The sequence below is a fragment of the Streptomyces sp. Inha503 genome, assembly GCF_047215865.1.
Classification (GTDB): Bacteria; Actinomycetota; Actinomycetes; order Streptomycetales; family Streptomycetaceae; genus Streptomyces; species Streptomyces lycopersici.
This window is the reverse complement of record NZ_CP178360.1, coordinates 6,086,806-6,109,947: the sequence shown is the minus strand read 5'-3', so window position 1 is coordinate 6,109,947 and position 23,142 is coordinate 6,086,806. Positions and strand designations below refer to the sequence as shown.

General features: G+C 68.4%; 18 protein-coding genes and 3 pseudogenes. 5 read left to right on the top strand and 16 right to left on the bottom strand.

Features of this window, described 5'->3' with window-relative positions; translation table 11 throughout:
* Positions 1-128: 128 nt before the first annotated feature.
* From ACJX2R_RS25070 to ACJX2R_RS25060, 3 genes are all read right to left on the bottom strand, one after another.
* Positions 129-1,550, bottom strand: coding sequence for a hypothetical protein (locus ACJX2R_RS25070; RefSeq protein WP_413101956.1), 1,422 nt, complete (start codon positions 1,548-1,550; stop codon positions 129-131).
* Positions 1,551-1,783: 233 nt separating this feature from the next.
* Positions 1,784-3,682, bottom strand: a complete 1,899-nt coding sequence (locus tag ACJX2R_RS25065) for a hypothetical protein (protein WP_413101955.1) — start codon at positions 3,680-3,682, stop codon at positions 1,784-1,786.
* On the bottom strand, positions 3,682-7,137 hold the full coding sequence (locus ACJX2R_RS25060; RefSeq protein WP_413101954.1) for a helicase-related protein: 3,456 nt from the start codon (positions 7,135-7,137) through the stop codon (positions 3,682-3,684). Before ACJX2R_RS25060 ends, ACJX2R_RS25065 begins: the two co-directional genes overlap by 1 nt.
* Positions 7,138-7,581: 444 nt before the next feature.
* Between ACJX2R_RS25060 and ACJX2R_RS25055 the strand changes: the two genes are divergently transcribed.
* The 3 genes and pseudogenes from ACJX2R_RS25055 (at position 7,582) to ACJX2R_RS25045 (ending at position 9,593) form a co-directional block, all read left to right on the top strand.
* Positions 7,582-8,595, top strand: coding sequence for an HNH endonuclease (locus ACJX2R_RS25055; protein ID WP_413101953.1), 1,014 nt, complete (start codon positions 7,582-7,584; stop codon positions 8,593-8,595).
* 578 nt (positions 8,596-9,173) lie between these two features.
* Positions 9,174-9,251 (top strand): annotated as a pseudogene (locus ACJX2R_RS25050) (hypothetical protein); the annotation flags it as partial.
* The gene (locus tag ACJX2R_RS25045) at positions 9,252-9,593 is read left to right on the top strand and encodes a hypothetical protein (RefSeq protein WP_413105947.1); all 342 of its coding nucleotides are present in this window, start codon (positions 9,252-9,254) and stop codon (positions 9,591-9,593) included.
* A 424-nt stretch (positions 9,594-10,017) separates the two neighbouring features.
* Here the strand turns inward: ACJX2R_RS25045 and ACJX2R_RS25040 are convergent, their stop codons facing one another.
* Positions 10,018-10,518: a MarR family winged helix-turn-helix transcriptional regulator gene (locus ACJX2R_RS25040; protein ID WP_413101952.1), complete on the bottom strand. Its 501-nt coding sequence runs from the start codon at positions 10,516-10,518 to the stop codon at positions 10,018-10,020.
* A gap of 254 nt (positions 10,519-10,772) precedes the next feature.
* Between ACJX2R_RS25040 and ACJX2R_RS25035 the strand changes: the two genes are divergently transcribed.
* A complete protein-coding gene (locus tag ACJX2R_RS25035) occupies positions 10,773-12,668 on the top strand; it encodes a BTAD domain-containing putative transcriptional regulator (RefSeq protein ID WP_413101951.1) in 1,896 nt (631 codons plus the stop codon).
* Here ACJX2R_RS25035 and ACJX2R_RS25030 read toward each other — a convergent pair.
* On the bottom strand, positions 12,569-14,047 hold the full coding sequence (locus ACJX2R_RS25030; protein WP_413101950.1) for a cation:proton antiporter: 1,479 nt from the start codon (positions 14,045-14,047) through the stop codon (positions 12,569-12,571). The genes ACJX2R_RS25035 and ACJX2R_RS25030 overlap by 100 nt on opposite strands.
* Positions 14,048-14,058: 11 nt before the next feature.
* Positions 14,059-15,480 (bottom strand): NAD(P)/FAD-dependent oxidoreductase, encoded by a 1,422-nt coding sequence (locus ACJX2R_RS25025; protein ID WP_413101949.1) that lies wholly within the window; start codon positions 15,478-15,480, stop codon positions 14,059-14,061.
* A 246-nt stretch (positions 15,481-15,726) separates the two neighbouring features.
* On the opposite strand from ACJX2R_RS25025, the gene ACJX2R_RS25020 reads away from it, so the two are divergent.
* Positions 15,727-16,746, top strand: a complete 1,020-nt coding sequence (locus ACJX2R_RS25020) for a methyltransferase (protein WP_413101948.1) — start codon at positions 15,727-15,729, stop codon at positions 16,744-16,746.
* Positions 16,747-16,857: 111 nt separating this feature from the next.
* Here ACJX2R_RS25020 and ACJX2R_RS25015 read toward each other — a convergent pair whose 3' ends face one another.
* The 10 genes and pseudogenes from ACJX2R_RS25015 to ACJX2R_RS24970 all read right to left on the bottom strand — a co-directional run bounded on the left by ACJX2R_RS25015 (position 16,858) and on the right by ACJX2R_RS24970 (position 23,067).
* A complete protein-coding gene (locus ACJX2R_RS25015) occupies positions 16,858-17,607 on the bottom strand; it encodes an SDR family NAD(P)-dependent oxidoreductase (protein ID WP_262702128.1) in 750 nt (249 codons plus the stop codon).
* A complete protein-coding gene (locus tag ACJX2R_RS25010; RefSeq protein ID WP_262702127.1) occupies positions 17,604-17,936 on the bottom strand; it encodes an antibiotic biosynthesis monooxygenase family protein in 333 nt (110 codons plus the stop codon). The genes ACJX2R_RS25015 and ACJX2R_RS25010 overlap by 4 nt, the downstream gene beginning before the upstream one ends.
* Positions 17,933-18,268 carry an antibiotic biosynthesis monooxygenase family protein gene (locus tag ACJX2R_RS25005; protein ID WP_413101947.1) on the bottom strand — a complete coding sequence of 112 codons (336 nt, stop codon included), beginning with the start codon at positions 18,266-18,268 and terminating at the stop codon, positions 17,933-17,935. The genes ACJX2R_RS25010 and ACJX2R_RS25005 overlap by 4 nt, the downstream gene beginning before the upstream one ends.
* 1 nt (position 18,269) lies before the next feature.
* Positions 18,270-18,968, bottom strand: a pseudogene (locus tag ACJX2R_RS25000) (SDR family NAD(P)-dependent oxidoreductase); the annotation flags it as partial.
* Between the two features lie 36 nt (positions 18,969-19,004).
* A pseudogene (locus ACJX2R_RS24995) lies at positions 19,005-19,454 on the bottom strand (SRPBCC family protein); the annotation flags it as partial.
* Between the two features lie 29 nt (positions 19,455-19,483).
* Positions 19,484-19,735 carry an acyl carrier protein gene (locus ACJX2R_RS24990; RefSeq protein ID WP_262702125.1) on the bottom strand — a complete coding sequence of 84 codons (252 nt, stop codon included), beginning with the start codon at positions 19,733-19,735 and terminating at the stop codon, positions 19,484-19,486.
* 69 nt (positions 19,736-19,804) lie between these two features.
* On the bottom strand, positions 19,805-21,034 hold the full coding sequence (locus tag ACJX2R_RS24985; RefSeq protein WP_262702124.1) for a ketosynthase chain-length factor: 1,230 nt from the start codon (positions 21,032-21,034) through the stop codon (positions 19,805-19,807).
* The gene (locus ACJX2R_RS24980; RefSeq protein ID WP_413101946.1) at positions 21,031-22,308 is read right to left on the bottom strand and encodes a beta-ketoacyl-[acyl-carrier-protein] synthase family protein; all 1,278 of its coding nucleotides are present in this window, start codon (positions 22,306-22,308) and stop codon (positions 21,031-21,033) included. The genes ACJX2R_RS24985 and ACJX2R_RS24980 overlap by 4 nt, the downstream gene beginning before the upstream one ends.
* Positions 22,305-22,736, bottom strand: coding sequence for a cupin domain-containing protein (locus ACJX2R_RS24975; protein WP_413101945.1), 432 nt, complete (start codon positions 22,734-22,736; stop codon positions 22,305-22,307). Before ACJX2R_RS24975 ends, ACJX2R_RS24980 begins: the two co-directional genes overlap by 4 nt.
* The gene (locus ACJX2R_RS24970) at positions 22,729-23,067 is read right to left on the bottom strand and encodes a TcmI family type II polyketide cyclase (protein WP_164427077.1); all 339 of its coding nucleotides are present in this window, start codon (positions 23,065-23,067) and stop codon (positions 22,729-22,731) included. The genes ACJX2R_RS24975 and ACJX2R_RS24970 overlap by 8 nt, the downstream gene beginning before the upstream one ends.
* Positions 23,068-23,142: the final 75 nt, after the last annotated feature.

The following is a 23,142-nucleotide window of genomic DNA, read 5'->3' as shown; positions in this document are numbered from 1 at the left end:
GCCAGAGTTCGCCGGACCCGCGGTTCGAGAGGATGGATTGGGCCGAGTCTTTCCCTCCTTCCCGGCAACGACATCGGGTCTGCTCACGCAGTGTTCCTCGTCGAACCGGTCGCCCATCTCGTCACCCCTCACCGGAATCGGGGGCGCCAGTGGACAGGGGCCAGCTCCAGCACATCGAGATGGACCTGACGACTTTCCACGGGGAAGGATCTCTTGGAGACCTTGAAATGCACGCCCTCGGTCGGCAGGTCGGGCCTCACCAGTACGTCCGACAAGGTCTCCAAGTCGGGTGGCGTTCCCAGAGCCTGTACGTAGCGAAGGGACGTGACATGCATATCCCGTACAGAGAGCGGACGCAGACAGAGTTGCTGCGGTGTGCCGACGCACCAAGTCCAGTCGATCGACTCGAAGGGTGGCCAGCCGCTCGGTAGCAGGGCCTTCGCCGTTCCCGCGCGGAGTTCTTCTCTGAGTCGGTCCAGCTGACAGGCGGCGGAGGTGGCCCAGTTCTCCACCTTCATCGCCTCGGGCAGTGACAGCGCCTCGATCGGCCACTTGATCTCGAGGCACAGGCCCACACGTCTGGCCGGGTCCACAGCGACCACGTCAAGGTCGCCGGCAGATCGGCCGTCGGTCCTTGTCGCGGGCACCCGCTCGGCGACCAAGGCACCTGGGGTCGTGCGCAGCCATTCGGTCCATGCGGTTGCACGATTGCCCAGTTCACGTCCGATACGGCCGAACCCCCGGGAGTCGTGGGCAGCGGAACGAAGCATGATCGGGTCCACGGCCCGGGGAGTGATCAGGGGCGGGCAGATGATCACGACGTCATCGTGCTGTACCAGTGGGGACGTCCTGCACGAACGTCCGGTGCGGTAGGTGAGCCTCTCCACTGCCAGCGCCTGATGAGTCTCGGACACCGTTGGGCACATGTCCGCGAGGAGGGCTCTCAACTGCGGAAGCGGCATGTGAGCGAGGGTTGACTCCAGCCTCGAGAGCCGGTGCGCGGTCTCCTCGCACAGCGAGGCGAGCCCCATGATCACCGCTAGGACACGGACCATGTCTCCGGCGGTCATCCCCTCGCCGAGGGAGAAGGCGTCGGGAACCTGCCCCTCGGGCACTGCCTTCCGATACGCCTCGATGGTCACGGTGGCGCGGTCGACGGCAGCTTGCAGCACGTCCGCTGGTGGCCCCTTCCGAGAGCTGGCACTCCTCGTGGAGATCCACCGACGTTCCGTCTCCGTCTCTGAGAGTTTCGGCAACTGCGCCGGAAGCGCGGCTTCGGCGAGGAACGCGTCGGCGACCTCGACGGCGGGGTTCCAGCTGTGACGCACACGGAAGCCTCCCCCGGTCAGACGCACCTGGTAGGCGCCAGCGCGTACACCGGTCTCCAGGAGGTCCAAGTGCTGGGCCGCGGCAGCCAGCGTCGTGACCTCGGCGGCATCGGACTCCGTGCACGGACCCGTGCCGAGTGAGAACTCGTGGTGCCATGAGACGAGTTGGGCCAGGACGCTTTCCCAGGGCAGGTCGGACTCGATACCTGCGGTGATCTCCATGGCCCGTAACCTGGTTGCCGTACGGAGCAGGTCGTAGATCCTTTCTGGCCCGGACTGCCAGGCCGGGTGCGCACGTACACGGGCACGCGCGTCGGAGACTGCGTCCAGGAGATCCAGCTCGGGCTTCACAGGAGACTCCGAATCGTCCTGACCTACGGTTGGTTGGGGGTTTCACCCACGTTGGGTAGGCGGTGGGGGAGAGCACCGGTCCAGTTCCCTCCCCCACCGGTGGTTCACAGGGTCGGATCCCAGTACCCGACCCTGGAACCGTCCGGAGAACCGAACAGGTGCCAACGGGAGAGGTTCCGGTTCCAGGACTGGCAGGCGGTCTCGGGAAGCTGGAGACAACCGTGATCCGCACCCTCGTTGGTGATCATGCAGTTCGGGTCGTACAGACACGCGTCGTTGTCGACTGCACGACTGACGACCGCGTCCAGGTTCTGTTCGAGTACCGTCCGCATGGCGCCGAGGCTGAAGTCGCTGCCACCGTTGGGGTAGATGGCGAATGCCAGATCGTACGGGAAGAGGTACTCGGACAGGCTCGTCTCGCTGTAGCCGCTGTCGACCGCCAGGGCCCGAAGCAACTGGTGGGACAGGGAGTGAAGCAGGCCGAACAGTTCATGGACAGGGAGATCGGGGTGTCCGGGTTCCGGCCGGGTCTCGTGAGAGAGAGCCTTGCCGTCGCTGGGGCCCAGCTGGTGCACCAGCCACTTCGTGACGCCCCCGGCGTCCTCCAGGGCGCTGCGGCTCACGAGCTCGTTGTGGACCAGCCACCGGCTCACCCGTTCCCGATCCACGGGGAAGAGGAGAGCCTCCGCCTCGGTGGGGTGGGCGTAGAGGAGGGTCTTCTCCGGGGCGCCTCGTGCGGCACGTCCCCGATAGGGCACTAGGTCCGCCTCCTCGGGGCTGAACCCCGTCCGGCTGTATCCGATCGCGAGGTAGGTGATCGGGAGATCACTGATCAGGCAGGTGTCCTGGCCGAGGCCGGCAGCCGCAAGCACGCCGGGATATCGCTCATACAGAGCGCGGCGTTCGGGGTTGCGTGCCTCCCGCTGGAGACGGGGGACACCCAGGCGCTCCAGGTTCAGGACCCGACGATAGGTGTGCAGTTCAGCCGCCAGCCCGCGCGCGTCGTCGCTCTCGGTGTCCAGCCCGAGGGCTTTGCCCACCCTTTCCCGCAGATGGTCCACCTCGACCGGCATGAAGCGTGCCCGGAGTGCACGTGCCTGATCGTTCAGGCCGGCCTCCTCCATCACACGGATGCTCTCGACGACCTCGTCGGGGACGTCCACCGTGTGCCCGTCCGTGAGCCGCCGGAACTCATCCTCGGTGATCTCACCAAGCCACCAGCCGAGCACGGCAGCCGTGTACAGGGGATTGCTCTGTCGGGTGGCCTCTTCTGTCGTGGTCACGTTCACGAGTGTCAGGCCCTGGCCGACATGCGCTGCTCCCGCCGTGTGGAGCAGGGGGTTCATGAACTTGTCCGGGTAACTGCATGAGGAGTTGCTGCAGCTCCACTGCACGCCCAGCGGGAAGCCACAGGTCATGCACTCCCATCGGAAGTCGCGGAACCGGCTGGCGCGGTCGTCGAGCCTGAAACGGGTGTGCCCCCTGGGGCACTTGCTCGGTGGGTACATGGGCGACATCTCGCCGCACTTGTGCGTGAAGACGAACTGGAGCTGCCGATTCCCCACGGGGTTGCCGCAGGCGGGGCATGCCGGCGGCCAGTCGTCCGTTCCGGGTCGTGGGTCGTTGGCCGTCCAGACGTGTCCGCAGCCTCCGCTGGAGCAGCGCACCACTCGGGGCCAGATGCGGCAGAACACCTTGCCCGGGACCACGACCTCGTAGTGGCGATCGGCAAGCCGGTCCTCGTCCCCGGGGAACTCCGGTGCCCGGTCAGCTCCGGCAGAGAGCGCGCGGCCAGCGGCCCGCCACCTGCGCACGAACCGCATCGCTTCTTGGACCAGATGCTCGCGGTCGAGCGAGGGACCGTCGAACTCCTCGTCACGCCCGAACTGCACCACTTGGGCCGTGTAGCCGCCGCGGTGGTCGAAGGTCTGACCGGGGCGGTACCGGTAGAGAACCTGGCCCCGGTCGCGGGCCATGTCGTCGTTCCTTGGGTTGAACGCCATCACGACCTCCTGCTGTCGGACACGATGTGGAACGGGATGCCCTCGGAGACGTCGCGGAGGCTTGTCATGGGCCGGTACTCGAGGCCCAGGTAGTCGCCCGTCGCGCGGTATCCCCGGTTGTTCCCACCTGCGAGACCGGCGGAGGCGCCCGCAGAGCGGAGGCTCGCTAGGGCGTGCTCCACCATGTCCTCGAGATCGGTGCGGAGTTCCTGCCCCTCCGGGCGTTCTGACTGGAAGACGGAGTGCAGCGCCTCCAGCAGCTCGGTGAGCTGGACCCCTTCCAGACCCCCGCCGGAGGGGCCACGGAGGGCGGCCTGCAACTTCGAGAGGTCGTGCAGGTGACTCGGGGCGTTACCCGCCCGCCACCAGTCGCGGTTCGCGATCTGGAGAAGTTGTCCCATCAGTATCCCCGGCAGAGTCTTGCGTACCGCGAACCTGCTCCAGCGGTTGATGGCCACCGGCTCGACCATACGGTCCAGGTACTCGTGGAACTTGCCGTGGTAGCGGTAGTGCGACCGATCCCTCTCCCTCACCGGGTTGAAGAGCATGAAGACGAGGCCGTGGTAGGCACGGCCCACCCTGGACGACGCCTGGATGTACTCCGCCATGGACCTGGGCATGCCGTTGAACAGCATGAGGTTCAACCGGTCCACGTCGACTCCGTGGCTGACCATGCTCGTGGCGACGACCATGCCCGTGCTGCCGTTGGTGCTGCCCAGGTCGTCAAGGACAGCGCGCACCTCGTCCAGACGCGTCTCGCCCTTGAGCTCGGCCACTCTGAGATCGGGAAAGCCCTCCCTGCGCAGGGCCTCGTTGACCTGGGTGTCCAGTGAACGGCGGATACGGCCGAAGTCGACCAGCGTGGTGGCGTACGTGAGGCTCGTGCGGTAGAGGTCGACGGCCGCGCGGAGCTCGTCCTCTGGCCAGCTCGTGAGGGAGGGGGGAAGGTCCTGCCGCCGGTCGAGCTTCCAAAGCGCACGGTGGGCGGACGTCAGGATCCTGACCAGCGTCATCTCCGCCGTGCCGCGCGTCGGCATGACTCCGACAAAGCGACGAAGCGGAAGGCTCCGGTCGAGGCGCCAGTAGAAGCTCTCGTCGAGGTTGGGCCCAGGGAGGGGTACTACTACCGACCTGAGACCGAAGAGGTGCTCGCTCTGGCGGTCCTCGCCCCGAATGGTGGCGGTGGTGGCGACCACCTTCATGCGGACGCCCCGGCCGTCTGGACGCTGTCGGGATGACAGAGTGCGCTGCACATCGGCCAAGAGGCCCTCGTAGTGGCCGGAAAAAGCTCCGAGTTCCTCGTTGACCATGTGGAGTTCGTCGATGATCTCCAGAGAGGGGGAGGGGTCGTAAAGAGGGGCTCCCAGGGGCTTGAGAGGGGTCTTCGGGTGGCCCGGAGCGTGACGTTCGTGGCACTTGCCGCCTCGACCGAAGCCGTGCGGAGGGCACCAGCAGTCCACGTCGCCGAAGAGGGCGCCGAACTTGTCCGACAGTCCGATGTTGGCGAGCTTATCCAGGGTTCCGACCACGACAGTCGGTAGGTACCGGTAGATCTCGGTGTCCACGACGACGATCGGCAGAACCTTCCCACATCCCTCGTTGCCGCAGACGTGTTCGAGTCTGAGTCGCTGTGGGTCGGGCGCCGGGATGCGGACCGACCGTTCGCCGCAGTAAGGACAGTCATGAACAAGTCGGTACGCATGCCGTTCCTCCTCGCTTGAGCGAAGGCGGTCGAACATACGGTCCGAGGTCAGCGAGTTGGGGGTGTTGCCGCCACCGGCGTAGAAGCCGATGAAGAAGGGCCAACCAGGGTCGCCCCCAACCTCCCTGAGCAGGTCGGCGTTCTCGTCGCGGACGGTCTCGGCGGCGGCGACCACGTCGAGCTGTCGTTGTGTCTGCTGCAGAGTCAGCAGCCGGAGGGGGAAACGGCACCATGCCGAGACTCCGACCGTCTTTCCCCGCGCACGGTCGTAGAACATGCACACCAGCACCAGGCCGAGATACGCCTCGGTCTTACCGCCTCCGGTGGGATACCAGACAACGGTTGCCGCCTCGGTCGGATCCACGTCGTGTTCGTCACCCCAGAGGCCAGGGGCGAAAAGGTCCTCGGGGTGCTCCCGCCAGGCCAGGGCACCGAGCTGGCTGACGATGGCGACCAGCTGGAACAGCCTCCACCCCCGACTCGGCCGCGTTCGCTGTTTGTTGAGCTCCACCATGGACTTGTTGGCCAGCTGGAATGCTGTCAGGAGACGCCTGTCTCTCCGCAGCCACGCGACACCGTCACGAAAGCGGGCGACCTCCAGCGCCGTGGCCCTTCGGTCGGCCTCCTTACGCTGGGCCAGTTCGGGCCTGTCCTGGAGATCCGCGGTGCTCCAGGCAGGAGCCTCCAGATACGCCTCCATCTCGTCGGCGAGATCGTCGAGAATGGCAACAGGGTCGGCCGCAAGCGTCGCGTAACCCCAGCGCTCGTCGGTTCTGGCCACGGCCCGATGGGTGTCATGGTGCGGGACGGGCACGCTGCGTACGGCCACGAGCCTGCCCTCATGCCACCGTGGCTCGACACCACAGTTGTTCGCGTAAGCCCCGAGCTCCCCGGAGTAGCGGTAGGCGTCGGCACCGAGGTCCATCACGATGGGTAGGAGATGGTCGCCCTCGACCTCCAGCCCTGCGCGGAACAGGGCGTTGTCCCTGGCCTCGTCGCGACGGGTACGGCCGGCGTTGCTGCCCCGTCCCTGGACGGTCACGACGGGGTCGGTGGCGAGGTTCTGCAGCGTGGCGGTCACGCGGAGCCGTCCGGATGCGACCGGCCTCGACGTGACGACGACGTGCGCGGCGGGGGACGGCACCACGGGGTCCCCGCCCACCTCCCGGGCCAGCCACCGCTCGAAGGCCCCGTCGTCTGCCATCGCGGCAGGAGGGACCAGCCGCTCTCGGCGGTCGCTCCCGACACGACGGTCGATCCGGGGGTCCCTGAGGGCCGCCTTCACGGCCTCTTCGAAGGCGCGCCGGAACTCACCCTCCAGGGTCCGACGCATGCCGGCCTCGTGCCCGAGAACGATGTCCACGGGCCCTACGGTCACAGCCAGCCGTTTGAACAGCGGTGCTAGCCGGTACGGCTCCTCGCGCTCACCGGCCCACTCCAGCTGCTGTGATCGGGTCGGTAGCGCCGCGTAGTAGAACGATGCCCGCGCCTTGACGGTGATGGAGCTAGCATTCTCGGCCTCGAACTCGAACCCGAGACTGTCCGGGGTCGTGCGGCCGTATCGCGGGGCGGCTCCACCAGGTTCGACGGTGTGCTGGCCGAGGCTCTCCATGAAGTACCGAGCACTCGGGGGCTCGCCCAGACAGACGTCTCCCTGAGCCTCGCCGGTCGCATCGCTGACCACTGCGTTGACGAGATGGTCTACGAGAGTGGTCTGCTGGGCGACACTCGGCTCGAACGGGGGGCTGGTCACCGCGCCTCCCCGTCGGATCCGACAGGCTCTGCCAAGAACAGGGGGAGGGGGTGCGTGCCCGCACAAGCGGGGTGAGGCGAGAGCCGAGATGGCTCAGAAGGGCGGGCCGGTTCGGGCGGACATGCCGAACTGGCCCGCGGGGCATGAATGTCCACGGGGTCTCCAAGGCTCGCGAGTCAGAAGCCGCCATGGCACGACGCCATGGCCGGACATCTTCTGCTACTTCGAGCCTCAGCAGCATCGAACGCATCTCCGCGAAGCCGCAAGCGGATATGTCGAGTTGATCGAATCTGTCCGGATTCAGTCTACCGATGCCTGGATCTGACGTTCATCAGTCGCGGCTCTGCTGAACGGGAGAGCGCGGCCGGGCAGCGACATGGGCAGGGCTACTGCAAAGACGCCTGGGGGCGCCCACATCGCCGGCCGCTCCGGCATGATTGGTGCATGATTCCCGAGGTTGAGACAGAGGCCAGCCGTGACCACGAACTGGCCGATCTGCAAACCGACTTGACCATCAAGAAGGTGGCCACTGCGTGGTTGATGCTGGCGCTGGACGACAGCCGAGAGCACGCTGGGAACGACGGCTATGACGACAGTGCGTCTCAGCACTACAGCTGGGACAGCACTGTTCAGAACCACTCCCGTGTGGCGGTGGGGGACGTGATAGTCCTGTGGGACAGGAAGGAGCTCATCGGCGTTTCGATGATAGAGGCGATCCACACCGCGACTGCTGAGAAGACGCTGTACTCCTGTCCGCAGTGCGGGAAGGCCGACATCAAGCGGCGTCAGCGGGAGAAGCCGGCGTACCGCTGCGGCAAATGCGGTCACCTCTTTCCCGCCCCGCGTCAGAGGACCAAGCCGGTGACAACCTACCGGTCTGCGCATGGCAAGCGATGGATGAACGGTCGCGGTCTGCTCTCGAGTCCCGAGCTTCGGGCTCTTTGTGATGCTCCGAAGTCGCAGTTGAGCATGCGCCCTGCGCGATGGGAGCGGCTGCGGCAGGCGCTTCTTGACGCCACCGGTCAGGCCAGCAACGTCAAGGACATAGCCGCAGCCGTTCGCCTGGCCATAGCAGGGGGCCACAGGCAGTCGCTTGTGCGAATACGCGTTGGCCAAGAGGCGTTCCGTACACGGCTGCTGCGAGAGCAGGGTGAAGTATGCGCCTTCACGGGCCCCACACCGGCTGCTGCCCTGGAAGCGGCTCACCTCTACAGCTACGCCGAGAGCGGTGAGCACCATGACTACGGCGGACTGCTGCTGCGCCGTGACATCCACAGGCTCTTCGACCTTGGCCATATCGCAGTGGACACCGCCTCCGGAACGCTGGATATCGCCTCGGACCTTGACCACTTTCCGTACTACGCGCAGCTTCATGGTCGGCCTCTGGCGGTACGGCTACGACCGGAACACGAGGTCTGGCTCGATACCCATTGGCTCAGCAGGCGACGACAAGCGTGACAGAGGGGCACCGCGCCGTACTGCTAGACGGGGTCTCGACTAAGCGACGACGGTGGTCTCGGTGCGTGAGCGATGCGTGAGCGGACGGGTAAGCATTCGCTGGACTCCAGCGTCACGTGCGAGATCCTGGCAAGCTTCTGACCAGGCAAAACCGGACCAGCTATGATCACGGATCACCACCGTCACGATCTTGCAGGCCCTCGTAATGCGTAGGTCAAGGGTTCGATTCCCTTAGGCGGCTCCACTGGAACCCCAGCCCAGACATAGTCTGAGCTGGGGTTCTTCGTTTCGACGGACACCTCGCGTGGACGTCAACACCCCACCTGGCGTGCTGATCCGGTCGGGTGGCGTGGCGTGATACTCCTTGTCACCCGCCTGTATGCGCTGCATTACTGTGAGTAGCTGCGGTCGCGATTCCCTCATGGAAATGGTGAGTATGGGTCAGGAGCCGGTGAAGGAGCGGTGGAAGCGGCGGGTGGCGGGGTGCTGGCGCCCCTGGCCATGGCGGCTGTCACGGTGATCGCGGTGCCGACGGGACCGGCGGCGGTTCCGCCTGGCGGCTAGCCTTCGTCGCCAACCTCGGCAGCGACACCGTGTCGGTGATCGACACCGGTACCCATACGGTGATCGACACCATCGGTGTCGGCACCTACCCGATGGGGGTGGCGACCGCGGTGGTGCGGGCGCCGGCGCCGAACTGTGCGAAGGCCACGCCCACGATCACGGGAAGGGAGGGGAGCGACGTCATCACAGGCACGCCGGGCGATGATGTGATCTTCGCTCTGGGCGGGAGCGACGTGGTCGACGGCGTCGGCGGGAACGACCTGGTGTGCGGAGGTACGACGCCGGGAGCGATGTCCTCCTGGGCGGTGTCGGTGACAACACCAACGACGGCGGCGCGGGAGTCGACGTCTGTGCCAACCCCGATACCGGCCCCGGTTGCTGATCGGCACTGCCGCTCCCGAAGGTTCTGCCGGGTGCTGGTGAGCGAGGGGTGAGTCATCTGTCACCGCCCATCGCGAGCCTGGGACGCATGGCGACAGACGAGCCGGCATGGATCCCGCTCCCCGCCTGCCCGGCTCCGGCACTGACACCGCCCGGAGAACGCGCGGAGCGTGAAGAGCCGCTTATGAACCAGAGCTACCGGGACCTGGTCGGCAGCATCCTGCGGCTGGCCCTGGCACACCGGCGCGCGGAAGCGCACGAACGGACCGGGGGTGACGACTCGTGCTGGTGATCCTCTCGGTCCTGGCTCTTACCCTCACCCGGTGGTTGCGCCGCCGGAAGAAGGTCGAGGGGGAGGGGGAGGGAGGGTCAACCACATCTCCGCGACGGTTTGGAACGCCGGAGTGAACCGACCACGTGCCGGTACCGACCCGGTAGACAGAAACCTGGGGGTCGACGGGGTATCCGAGGCGTCCGTCACTCGGCCGGTCGCGTGTCCTGGCGATCCGCTCGGATGCGGGCCATCTCATCGACGTAACGTGTGAACAGCCTAGCGAATTCGTCGCGTTGTCCCGGGGGCCAGTCCTTGGTGACCGTCTCGAAGACCGCGCGCGGCTGGCGTCGGAAGCGGTGCAGCAGGACATAGCCGGAGCGGGTGATGCGCAGCACGCTGCGCCGCCCGTCAACCTGAGAGACCCGGCGCGCGAGGTGGCCGTCGCGGATGGCGCTGGAGACCATGCGGCTTGCGACGGACGGGTCGACGTCGAGCCCCTCGGCCAGTGCCCCGACGGTCACCTCGCCCTCCGACGTGCCGACCCCCTCGTCGACGATCTGTAGCACCCAGCCGCGGCTGATCTCGTTCTGGGACATCAGCCTGCCCAGCGAACCGACATCACGCGCCTGGAGTTTCCCCCACATCCGGTGCAGCCGGAGGAAGGCGAGCGCAGCCTCATCGTGCAACCGGTCTGCCTCAGTCAATGTTTGACGGTCCATGGCGTCAACCTACTCTCCGCGCCCGCGTTCAACCCTAGGAGACTTGACCCAAGCATGGTCAATCCTTGGGTTTTCAACAAGGCGCGAGAGCAGTCGAGTTTGCATGTCGAGCCTTGCTCTGTGTATTCGCTCGTTTTAGACTCGGTCAAAGTATGCATGCCATCATGCAGATGATCAATTCCGTCTGACCAAGCGGAATTTGTGACTCACACTTCTTCACGCAAAGAGCGGGGGCCCGTGTGAAGTACGGAGTGTTAGGACCGTTCGATGTCACACTGGGAACGCGCAACATCACGCCAACTGCTCCCAGGCTGCGTCAAATACTTGCGCTGCTGGTGGTTCAGAGCGGCCGGACAGTAACGCTCGCGGAACTCATTGACGAGATGTGGGGCGACACACCGCCCGTCAGCGCGCAATCCACGTTGCAAACCTACATCTACAAGCTACGGAAATCCCTGGAGGGCAGCGGCCTCGACTCCTCCGAGGTGCTGCGGACTCGCCCCAACGGCTATGTCCTGGAGGTTCCGGACGACTGCATCGACCTGCGTCTCTTCGACCGTGCCGTCGCCCAGGGGCGCAAGGTCCTGCCAGAAGCGCCGGACAAGGCACTCGAGCATCTCAAGGAAGCGCTCGCGCTGTGGCGCGGTCCGGCCCTGACGGATGTGTCCGCGGGAGAGGTGCTGACCGCGCACGCGACCCGTCTCCAGGCCGACCACCTCAGCGCCCTGGAACTGAAGATCGAGGCTGAGCTGAAGCTCCGCAACCACCGGGCCGTCATCCCCGAGCTGACCAGCTTGTCGGCCGCTCACCCGCTCCATGAGGGCTTCCACTCCCTCCTGATGCACGCCCTGCACTGCTCGGGACGCAGGTCGGAGGCGCTTCAGGTGTACAACAGACTGCGCCACGCCCTCGTGGAGGAGCTGGGCCTCGAGCCCTCCGACCCGCTCCAGCGCGCGCAGCGGGCCATCCTCTCCGGCGACCCTGCTCCGCACACCGGCCCACCGGCTCCGCTCCAGGCACCGGCGCCGCAGCCGCAAGTCGCGGTCACTCCGGCGCCGATCACCTCGGCCCTCGCGTCCACGGTTGTCCGACCTGCGCAGCTTCCACCAGACCCCGGGTCGCTGATCGGCCAAGGCGCCCTGGTGGATTCCGCGATCCGCGCGACGGGCGCCGCGGAATCCGTGGAGGAGGGTGTGGGAGTTCTCCTGCTGAAAGGAATGCCTGGAGTCGGGAAGAGCGCGCTGGCGGCGCGGATCGCACACGCTGTGCGGGACCAATTCACCGGCGGACAGCTGTATGTCGACCTGCGTGGGTCACGCCCCCGTGCGACCAGTCCCGATGACGCGCTGACGGCCTTTCTGCACGCTGCCGGAATTCCCGAACCCTATCCCCGGAGTCTCGACGAGAAAAGCAGCCTCTTTCGATCATGGGGAGTCGAACGGGATATCCTGCTCGTTCTCGACGATGCGTTGACGCACTCGCAGGTCACCCCCCTGCTGCTGGACGGGATGAAATCCCGCACCATCATCACGAGCCGAGTCAACCTCTACAATCTGCCGAACTCGCGGACCTTTGAGGTCACTCCGCTCGGACGGGCGGAGAGTTTCCAGCTCCTGGCAAAGGCCATGGGTTGGAAAAGAGCCGAGAAGGAGCACGCGGCGGTGGAACTCATCGCCGAGATGTGCGGCCGTCTGCCTCTGGCCTTGCGGTGCGCGGGCGCTCGGCTCGCGGCGCTCCCCGACGTGTCGCCCAGGCAGTTCGCCGAGCAGTTGTACCGCGACAACCGGAGGCTGGACCAGTTGCAGGGTGCCGATGTGAGCATCCGGGACCGGTACCTGGTCGCGTACGACCGACTCAGCGGCCGGGAACGGGCCGTACTCCGGCTGCTGGCACTGCTGCGCCAGCGGGAGTTCACCAGGGCCACGCTTGTCGGGCTGCTCGGCTGTACCGAGGCGGTGGCGGAGACCGCGCTGGCGAACCTGGTGGAACACCACTTCCTGCACACGGTTCCGACGTCGCCGGACGGCGAGACCACCTACTCATTCCACGAGCTGAGCCGGGTCTTCGCCCGCGAGCGGATGGAGTCGGAGCTGGCCGAGCCACGCGGCGGGGCTCCGCTCGCCAACGCCTCGTAGTCCACGGAGTCCGACAGGGGGCCGCCGGCCTGGCCGTCCGGCGGCACGCCGCCCTTCCGATTCAGCAGCGGCGCCGTGAGCATCGTGGTCGCCAGGGTCATGACCACCAGCATGGCGAACAGCCGCGGTGGGATCAGCCCGAGCTGGAGCCCGGTGTCGAGGACCACGAGTTCGGTCAGCCCGCGGCAGCTCATCATCACGCCCAGCCGCGCCGCCGAGCGCGGCTGGACGCCCAAAAGCCGCGCCGGCAGGGCCGTGCCCGCCAGCTTGGCCGCGACCGCCAGGGCAACGAAGAGGCCGCACAGCAGCCAGTCGGCCGTGCCACCGATCAGCCCGATCCCCGTGCGCAGACCCACCGAGGCGAAGAACATGGGCAGCAGCAGCCACGACGCCATGGTGTCCGTACGCTCCGCGATCTCCTCGATCCGAGGCAGCCGCGGCATGGCCAGGCCCGCCAGGAAGCCGCCGAAGACCGCGTGCACCCCGATCGCGTCGGTGAGGGCGGCCGAGCACAGCAGGGGCACATGGACGAGCATCACCGACCCCGCCGTACGGCGCTCCCAGAGCCGCCGCAACACCGCCCGCCCCACCGTGAGCATCACCGTCGTGAGCAGGGCGGTCAGCACCGTGGTGCGCAGCGCGCCCAGCGGGGTGCCGCCCTGGGCCACCGCGACGCCGCACGCCAGCAGCGACCAGGCGAGCACATCCGCGACGCCCGCCGTGCCCATGGCCAGGGAGCCCAGGTCGGAGGACAGCATGCCGTTCTCCCGCAGGATACCGGCCAGTACGGGGAACGCCGTGACGCAGAATGCGACCCCGACGAAGACCGCGAAGGGCGCGCTGCCCACCCCGTTCGGCCGGTATCCGGAGGGCAGCGCCAACGCGAGGCCCACCCCGGCCAGGAGGGGGGTGAACACCCCTGCGCAGCCCAGCACCAGCGAGGCGGTGCCATGCTGGATGAGCTGCGTGGGTGTCAGCTCGTAGCCGATCCGGAACGAGAAGAAGACCACCCCGAGCTGGGCCATGGCCTCCACGGGCACGGTCGCGGAGGGCGGCAGCAGCCAGTGCTGGGCCTCCGGCGCCAGGGCGCTGAGGGCCGAGGGGCCCAGCAGGATTCCGGCGGCCATCTGCCCGACGACCGTCGGTTGGCCCACACGCCGGGCGAGCGCGCCCAGCGCGTGGGCGGTGAGCAGGACCGCGGTGACCGCGACCAGCAGACGGTAGGTCTCCGGCGGGGCCGCTGCCGGGCCCGCTCCCCGCCTGTGGCCGCTGGCCTCCGCGGACGCCCAGCCGTGCCCCCAGGCCGCAAGGACGGCGACTGTACCGGCCGCGGGTACGGCCACAAAGAGCACCAGCGCGGCGACGGTTCGTCTGTTCATGGGGCGCGTGGCTACTTCCGGTCGAGCTGGTCCGGTGCCGCTTCCGAGGTACGCCGCAGACCCAATGTCGGCCCGAACGACAGATACAGGCCGTCGATGGCGTCGTCGGCGGAGAGCGGCTCCTGTCGGAGCTTGCCGAGGTTCTCGAACGGGTTCCTGCCGGGCTCCGAGCCGCCCCCGCTCAGCTCCTCCAGCACCCGGTCGTACGCCGCCTCCTTGGTGTCCTCCATGTCCTCGATGCCGGAGATGATGCGCAGGAACGCGAGGTGCAGGTTGAGCTGGTCGACTTCCCGGGACGAGAGCCGCTGCGCATGGTAGAAGTGGTAATCGCGCCCGCGGTAGCTTTGGTAGAAGACCGAGACCAGCAGCAGCATCCGCTCGTAGGCCCGGCGGTAGACCTGCTGGTAGAAGCCGAACGCCTCGTTCTCGGCGACCTCTTCGCGCAGTACGCTCCCGATGGACGCCGCCGCTACCATCCCGCTGTAGGTGGCCAGGTGCACCCCGGTGGACAGCAGCGGGTCGAGGAAGCAGGCCGCGTCGCCGCTGAGGACGTACCCGGGCCCGGTGAACGCGTCGCTCGTGTACGAGTAGTCCTGCTCGACCCGGACCTCCTTCACCTGCTGGGCGTCGGCGAGAAGTTCGTCCAGCGACGGACAGGCGGCGATGGCCTCCTCGTACGCGGCGGCCGGTCCGCCCAGCTCCTGGCGGCGGGCGTCGAAGGAGCTCTTCGCGCACACGAAGCCCACGCTGGTGGTGCCGTCGTGCAGCGGGATGACCCAGAACCAGCCGTTGGGCACCGAGATCACGGCTGTGGAGCCCTCCGGGCTCTTCTCGACCGTGCCCACGTTCCGCCAGTACGTCCAGGCGGCGACGTTCTTGAACGCGTCGTGGTGACGGCGGTTCTTCAGGTAGCGGGTCGCCATCACGCCGCGGCGCCCCGAGGCGTCGATCAAGTAGTCGAAGGCGATCCGCCCGCTTTCGTCGCCGCCGTTCTTGCCCGCGCTCCAGTTCGCCGCCACCGGGCGCCCTTCATGGAACTCGATGTCCCGCACCGTCACTCCCTGGTGGACGGTGGCGCCCAGCTCCGCGGCATGGTCGAGCAGAAGCTCGTCGAACTCCGAGCGGATCACCTGCCAGGCGTACGGCGTTGTGTCACCCAGCTCGTTGAAGCTCAGCTGCCACTCGTCGGGGCCCCACTCGAAGTACGTGCCTCGCTTCACCTGGAAGCCGTGAGCCTCGACTTTCTCTCGTGCCCCGAGTAGCCCGAGGATGGGCAGGCAGGAGGGCAGGATGGACTCACCGATGTGGTAGCGCGGAAAGGTGTCCCGTTCGATCACGGTGACGTCGATTCCCTGCCGGGCCAGTAGACCTGCCGCGGTCGACCCGGCGGGGCCGCCTCCGATGACCAGAACCTGCGTTGATGTTGCGATCACTGCTGTTCTCCACTTCTCGTGGCGGACCGGGACGTCTGCTGGAGCGTCGCAGCGGGCGATGACCTCTCGGTCCAGATCCGCTGGCAGGCCGCCCGGCCCGGCGGGCTCCCTGGCCGTACGCCGCCCGAGCCACGGCGAGTGCGCTGCCATCGGATCGCCAGCGGCGGCCAGCAGGCTCGGGGCGTTCCCGTACCTACCGAGAGGTGAGTGGTGTCCGTGGTGGCACAGGACGATCAGCCTGCGGCAATGGAACTCGTGTGCAGGCTCGAACACTTGGCGGTGGGCGCCGGGGTCGCCGCCGCGCTTCAGGCTGCGGTGCGGCTCGGAGTGCCCGAGGCCGTCGGCGACGACCCGATGGAGGTCTCCGAGGTCGCGGCCAGGACCGGGGCCGTGCCCGGCACTCTCGGCCGTCTGCTGCGCGCCCTGGAGCGACAGGGGGTCTTCGAGGAGGCGTCGCCCGGGCGGTACCGGCACAACGCGCTCTCCCGGCTGCTCCGGGACGACGCGCCGTACGGGCTCAAGCACCTGGTGCTGTGGCTGGGCGCCCCCTGGACGTGGCAGGCCTGGCCGCTGCTCGACGAGGCCGTACGGGACGGCAAGGCCGTGGTGCCGGAGATCTTCGGAAAGGACTTCTACAGCTATCTGACCCAGGACGCAGCCGAGTCGGCGCGGCTCTTCGACAAGGCGATGACGGCGGTGAGCAGCCTGTCCTCACGTCAGGTCGCCCGCGCCATCGACCTGACGGGCGTGGACTCCGTCGTCGACATCGCCGGCGGACAGGGCCATCTGCTGCGTACCCTGCTCGCTCGGCACCCGCATGTGCGGGGTGCCCTCTTCGACCTGGCGGACACCGTCGCGGACGCTGTGCCGGAGCTGCGCGCGGACGGCGCCTACGGCGACCGCTGTCGGCTGGTGCCCGGCGACTGCCTTGATGAGGTCCCGGTCAAGGCTGATCTGTACATCCTCAAGAACATCCTGGACTGGCCGGACGAGAACTCCTTGCGGGTGCTGAAGAACATCGGTGCCGCCGCGGACCCCGGCGCCCGCATCCTGGTGATCGACAGCGTGATGGACGCCGATCCCGAGGAGATGCGGGTCACTAGCGTGATCGATCTGTTCATGCTCCTCAACGTCGGTGGACAGCGACACACCCGACGAGAGTTCGAAGCCCTCTTCGAGAAGGCGGGGCTCGAGCTGACCGGCACGAAGGCCGTGTCCGGCACGTTCCCCACGCTGCACCTGGTCCAGGCGACCATCCCCGGCTGAGCGGCGCCCGTTCGTCCGGTGGGCGTGCACAGCAGACCGCAGGCGCCCCGCGGACCTTCCGTCCGCGGGGCGCCTCGGTGCGGTCGCCGCCGTTCGCCCGGCCGTCCCGTCTCAAATCCCCCCGTCCACGCGGAGCGTGACCCCGTTGATAAAGCTCGCGGTGTCACCCGCGAGGAACACGATGGTGCGGGCCACCTCCCTCGCGGTGCCGAAGCGCCGCAGTGGAATGGCGGACAGCAGCCCTTCGCGCACGGGGGCGGGCAGGTCGAGGCCGCGCTCCGTTTCCACCACGCCGGGCGCCACGGTGTTGACGCGGATACCGCGCGGTCCCAGTTCCTTGCCGAGCGAGCGCACGAATCCGGCCAGGCCCGCCTTGGCCGCGGTGAAGTGGACGTGCCCGGGCCGCCCGCGCTCCGCCATCCCCGCGCCCACGTTCACCACCGAGGCGCCGTCGGCGAGCAGCGGCAGAAGCTCTCTGGTGAGCTGGATGTGGGCCGTCAGGTTCTTGTCCACGCAGCGCGCCACGTCCTCGTCCGACAGCTCTGCGAATGGCCGCGGGGCGTATGTCCCCATGTTGTTGATCAAGATGTCGACGCCGCCGAGCAGCTCCCGGCAGGCGCCCGCCGCCGCGGCCCGGCCCGCTGGGGTCGACAGGTCCGCGCACAGTGTGCGATGAGCCTCCGCGTCCCAGCCGGGCTCGTCCTCCAGCCGCTTGGCGGCCTCCTCGTCGTCGCGGTAGCAGGCCACCACCCGCGCACCCGCGCCGGCGAGCAGCAGCGAGGTGGCGCGGCCGACGCCGCGCGTACCGCCGGTGACCAGGGCGCGCTTCCCGGCCAGACCGAGTGTGTCCGGATCCGTCACCGCGGCTCCTCCCCTGCGTACGCGTCCTGCACCTCATAGACGCCGAACACCCGGCGCTGCTCGTGATCCTGGAAAGGGCGCAGCGGGGCGGTGGTCTCCCGGTGCCCGGCACCCTCCTCCCAGCGGCGGAAGGCCGCCAGGTCGCGCCACTCGCTCAGCACCACATACCGGTTCGGCTCGTGGGCCGAGCGCAGCAGCTCGTTGCCGAGCAGCCCCGGCACTCCGGCCAGGTCCTGGCTGGTGTGGTGGTAGGCCCGCCGCACGGCCTCCTCGCCGGAGGGGCCCTCGGCGGAGGCGGCGTAGACGAGCACCCGCACCCGTCCCCTCACCTCGCGACCCCCTCACCGGCGCCGACCATGCGCAGAACGGTGCGCATCGTGACCATCGATCCGCCGTCTCGGTAGGGATGCAGCTTGGTGCGGTGCGCCACATGTTCCTCGCTGCGCTCGAACTCCCGGAACGAGGGCTCGTCCACCCAGTCGCTGACGATGTAGTAGACGCTCGGCTCCTCGACGCTCCGCGACAGCCACTGGCCGAGGTTCGCCGGCTGCCGGGTGATCACCTCACCCACCCTTCCCCAAGTCTCCTCGAACTCCTGCTCCATGCCGTGCTTGATGCGCATGCGCAGCAGCACCCGGAATGTGCCCGGTCCGTCCGCCATCTCAGATCCCCCCGTCGACATCGAGGGACTGGCCGTTGACGAAGGACGACTGGTCGCCTGCGAGGAAGAGCACCGCCCGGGCCACTTCGTCGGCCTGGCCGAGGCGGCCTAGCGGGATCATCTTGCGGTAGCGGGCGAGCACTTCCTCGGGGACCTCCGCTTCGGTCGTGGTGGGCCCGGGGGCGACGATGTTGAACCGGATGCCCTGCGGCCCGAACTCCTTGACGAGGGAACGGGTGAGCCCGATCAACCCGGCCTTGGAGGCGGTGTAGTGGGCCCGCAGCGGGACTCCCACGGTGGCCACCTTGGAGCCGACAAAGATCACGGAGGAGCCCTCGGACAGCAGCGGGAGCACCTTTTGGGTGAGCAGGAACGGAGCGGTGAGGTTGGTGTCCAGGACGCGTCGCCACTCCTCCAGCGATAGTTCGGCGAAGGGCACATGGCTGATGGCGCCGGCGTTGTGCACCAGGGCGTCGAGGGAGCCGAAACGCTCCCGGCACTCTTCGGCGAGTCGAATGGTCTCATCGGCCTCGGCGAGGTCGGCCTGGATGATGTGATGAGTCCCTTCGGTGGCCTTGAGGTCCCGGCTCAGCCGCTCGGCGTGCTCGCCCGGCTGCCGGTGGCAGACGATCAGGTCGGCCCCGCAGCGGGCGAGCGCCAGCCCGATCTCCCGCCCGATACCCCGGGTCCCGCCGGTGAGCAGGACCTTCTTGCCCCGCAGCCCCAGGCTCAGCCCCGCGTGTGCCCGTTCCTCGATCAGCCGCTTGATGCGCCTCATCTGCGCCGGGGTGTTGGCGTTGAGACGACGCTCCATCGCTTCATCGTCGATCGGGGCGGTGGGCTTCATGTGGAAGTCCTGGGTCCAGAGCATGCGCACACCGTTCGGGGTCTGCTCGTAACTCCAGAAGATGTTCATGAACTCGAAGGGGCCGGTCTCCAGCCGCTTCGCGCGGACGGTGCGGCTCCCGGGGTCCGGCGTGCGTTCCGAGACCCAGCTCCAGACGTCGCCGTTCTCGTCGGGGTGCATGGTGAGCCGGAAGACGACGGTGTCGCCGCGCTGCTCCAGGACCTCCGCGGCGGCGTATTCGCTGAAGAGCCGGGGCCAGGAGGGGACATCGTTGGTCATCGACCAGACCAGATCCATGGGCGCGTCGATGGTGATCTCGTTGTCGGTGTGACCGGTCATGGTGCTGAACCTCTCGATCAGTGGTTCGTTCAGTCGGCGTGGACGACGGAGTTGATCTGTTCGATGGCCTCACGGGGCGTCCGGGTGGGGACGGCGGTGTCCTCCGGTAGGGAGATGCCGTACTGGTTCTCGATCCGTGTGGTCACCTCCAGCAGGGCGAGCGAGTCGTAGCCGAGGTCCCCGAAGGGCATGTCGAGAATGTCGCCCTCCAGCTCCTCCCGGTCCGCGCCGCCGCCCGCGCGCATGATCAGTACGAGGTCGTCCAGGGTGAAGGTGGTCATGTGCTTCTCCCGTTCGATGTGCGGTTTGCCGGTCCGGCCGGAGCCGCCATGACCGGCCGGGTCAGTCGTTCAGTGGGCGCCGGAGACCACGAGGGCGGCGTTGAAGCCACCGTGGCCCCGGGCGAGGATCAGAGCGTTGCGCAGCGGAGCGGGGCGCGGCTCGTCGCGCACGAGGTCCAGCTCGCAGCCGGGCGCGAGCGTGGGCACGTTGATGGTCGGCGGGATGACCCCGTCGCGCAGTGCCAGCAGCGCGGTGGCCATGTCGAGCGCCGCGCCGCCGCCGTAGAGGCGGCCTGTCATGGTCTTGGGCGCGGTGACGGGCACCCCCCGGGGGCCGAACAGCCGGGTCAGTGCCGCCGCTTCCAGCCGGTCCCGCTCCGGGTCGCCGCTGGCGTCGGCGAAGACGACATCGATCTGACCAGGCTCCAACCCGGCGTCCTCCAGCGCTTGCCCGGCGGCCTGACGCAGCCGCGATCCGCCGTCGGGATCCGGGCGGCCCGGCCGGGGGTCGAAGGTCGTGGCGTACCCACTGATCCGGCCGTATACCCGCGTGGAGCCCCTGGCCTCGGCCGCGTCGGCGGCCTCGACCACCAGGATCGCGCCGCCCTCGCCGGGCAGATAGCCGTCGGCTGTCGCGGCGAACGGCTGATAGCCGCGGTCCGGGTCGTCGCTGTCGCTCAGCCGTCCGTTCGTGGCCTGGGCGGTCACCCCGTACGGGCACAGCGACGAGTCGGTGCCGCCCGTCAGGACCAGACGCGCGCCGCCGTCCATGAGGAGCCGCCGGGTTCGTCCGGCCGCGTCGAGACCGCCCGCCTGCTCCGTGCACACCACGCCGCAGGGGCCGCGCATGCCGTGCCGGATGGAGAGCTGTCCCGTGGTCGCCGCGTAGAACCAGGCGATCGACTGGTAGGCGGTGACGTAGCGCGGGCCCTGCGACCATAGCCGCTCGATCTCGTACTGTCCGAACTCCGTGCCGCCCGATGAGCTGGCCGTCAGCACCGCCATGTCGTACTCGGGCAGCCCGGCCGGGTCGGCGCCGGCATCCGTCAATGCCATGTCGGCCGCGTGGAAAGCCAGTTGTGTCCACCGGTCGGTCTGCACGCGCAGCCGCGACGGGACGTGCTCGACCGGGTCGAAGCCGGTGACCTCGCCCGCGACCCGTACCGGATAGGCGTCGGCCTCGAACCTGCTGAGGGGCGCCAGGCCGCTGCGCCCGGCGAGCACGGAGCGCCAGTAGTCCTCCGTGCCGACGCCGTTGGGCGCCACGATCCCGATGCCCGTCACCACCGCCGCGGTCACAGCGCCTCCGCCAGCCGCAGGAACATGGCGGACTGGAAGCCGCCGAATCCGCTGCCGACGCTGAGCACCGCGCCCATCGGGTGTTCCCGCGCCGTGACGGGGACGTAGTCCAGGTCGCACTCGGGGTCGGGGGTCCTGAGGTTGGCCGTGGGCGGAACCACTTGGTGGCGCAGGGCCAGGGCGCTGGCCGCGATCTCGATGGAGCCGATGGCGCCGAGCGAGTGCCCGATCATCGATTTGATCGAGCTGACCGGGACCTGACGGGCTCGTTCCCCGAGGCTGCGCTTGAACGCGGCTGTCTCATGGCGGTCGTTCTGCCGGGTGCCGGAGCCGTGCGCGTTGATGTAGTCGACCTCGTGCGCCGGGGCCCGCGCCTCGGCGAGCGCGGCGGTGATCGCCTCGGCCATCTCCCGGCCGTCGGGCTTGAGTCCGGTCATGTGAAAGGCGTTGCTGCGGCGGGCGAACCCGGAGACCCGTGCGTACTGCCGGGCGCCGCGCCGCCGCGCCGCCTCCCGCTCCTCCAGAACCAGCACCGCCGCGCCCTCGCCCAGCACAAAGCCGTCCCGGTGCAGGTCGAAGGGGCGGGAGGCCGTCTCTGGCGTCTCGTTGCTGGGGGAGGTGGCACGGATCGCGTCGAAGCACGCCACGGTTATCGGGGAGAGCGGCGCGTCCGAGGCACCGGCGAGCACCAGGTCGGCCGCGCCCTCGCGGATCAGCTGGGCCCCCTGCCCCACCGAGTCGATCCCGGCCGTGCAGCCGGTGGAGGTGAGCGATACGGGCCCCTCGGCGCCGCATGTCCAGGCGACCTCGACGGCGATGCTGCTGGGAACCATGTAGTCGTAGAGGTGTGGCACCGCGTAGTCCGGGTCGAGTAGCCAGTGCCGCCCGCCGTCGCTCAGGACGACGTACTCCTCCTCCAGACCGGTCGTGCAGCCCACCGCGCTGCCGATGCTCACTCCGGTGCGGCCGGGGTCCACGCCGTCGAACGCGAGCCCGCTGTCGGCCATCGCCTCGCGCGCCGCGACGACCGCGAATTGCGCGGCCCGGTCCATACGGCGTATCTCCTGGGGCGTGAGACCCTCGGCCACCGGGTCGAAGTCGCACTCCGCCGCTATCCGGGAGCGGAAGCCGGCGGCGTCGAACAGCGAGATGGCGCGCGTCGCGGTGCGCCCGTCGGTCAGCAGGTCCCAGAACTGCTTGGTCCCCACCCCGCCCGGCGCCACCACGCCGATCCCGGTGATCACCGGCTCCCGTGCGTGCGCCTCGGTGCTCACCGGACCTCCCCGACTTCCACCCCGGCCTCGTCAGCGTGCGGCGGGGGTTCCGTGTCCACATGTCCGAGGTCCGGGCGCGGGGCGAGCGGCGCGAGCTGGAAGACGGCCCGCGTGGGCTCGGTCCCGGAGTGGGACACCCGGTGCCGGATGCCGATCGGCACCACCAGGCCCTCGCCTGCGACTAGCTCGATCTCCCGAGTCCCCTCCAGCCGTACGGTCAGGGCGCCGTCGATGACGAAGAGGTATTCCTCGGAGTACGGGTGATAGTGCTCGGAGACGAACTCGCCAACGCCCAGGGTCAGTTCGCCGAAGAATCCCGTGCCACACCCCACCGTCCTGGGGCTCAGCAGGACCCGCATCTCCCCGCCGCGCCGCCGGTTCACCGCCACGTCGCGGAGGGCCACCTTCTGGATCGGGGCGTCAGCCACGGGTCACTCCCTCCTGCGGCGTCCAGGTGTAGAACGGCACGGCCATGGCGTCCTTGGGCTCCTTCCAGTTGGGGTCGTAGGGCCTGATGTGCTCGGCCAGCTCGGCGCTCATGTCCTGGTAGAGATCCGTTTCGCGGGCCTCGTAGAGCCGTTCGGTGATGCCGTGGTCCGCCTCGACCAGGTGGAAGTAGAGGTCGTGGAAGCGGAAGAGGGTACGCCGCGTGACTCCGATCATGTGGGGCAGTTGGGTGGCGTCCGACTTACTGAAGATGTCCGCCACCGCGTCCATCTCGCTGGGGGCCATACGCGCCACGATCAGCGTCCGGTGCATCGTGCTCTCCCATCGGTCTTCGGGACACCCGCGGTGTCGCTGGGGCCATACCGTGCAGGGCACGGTTCGCAATCG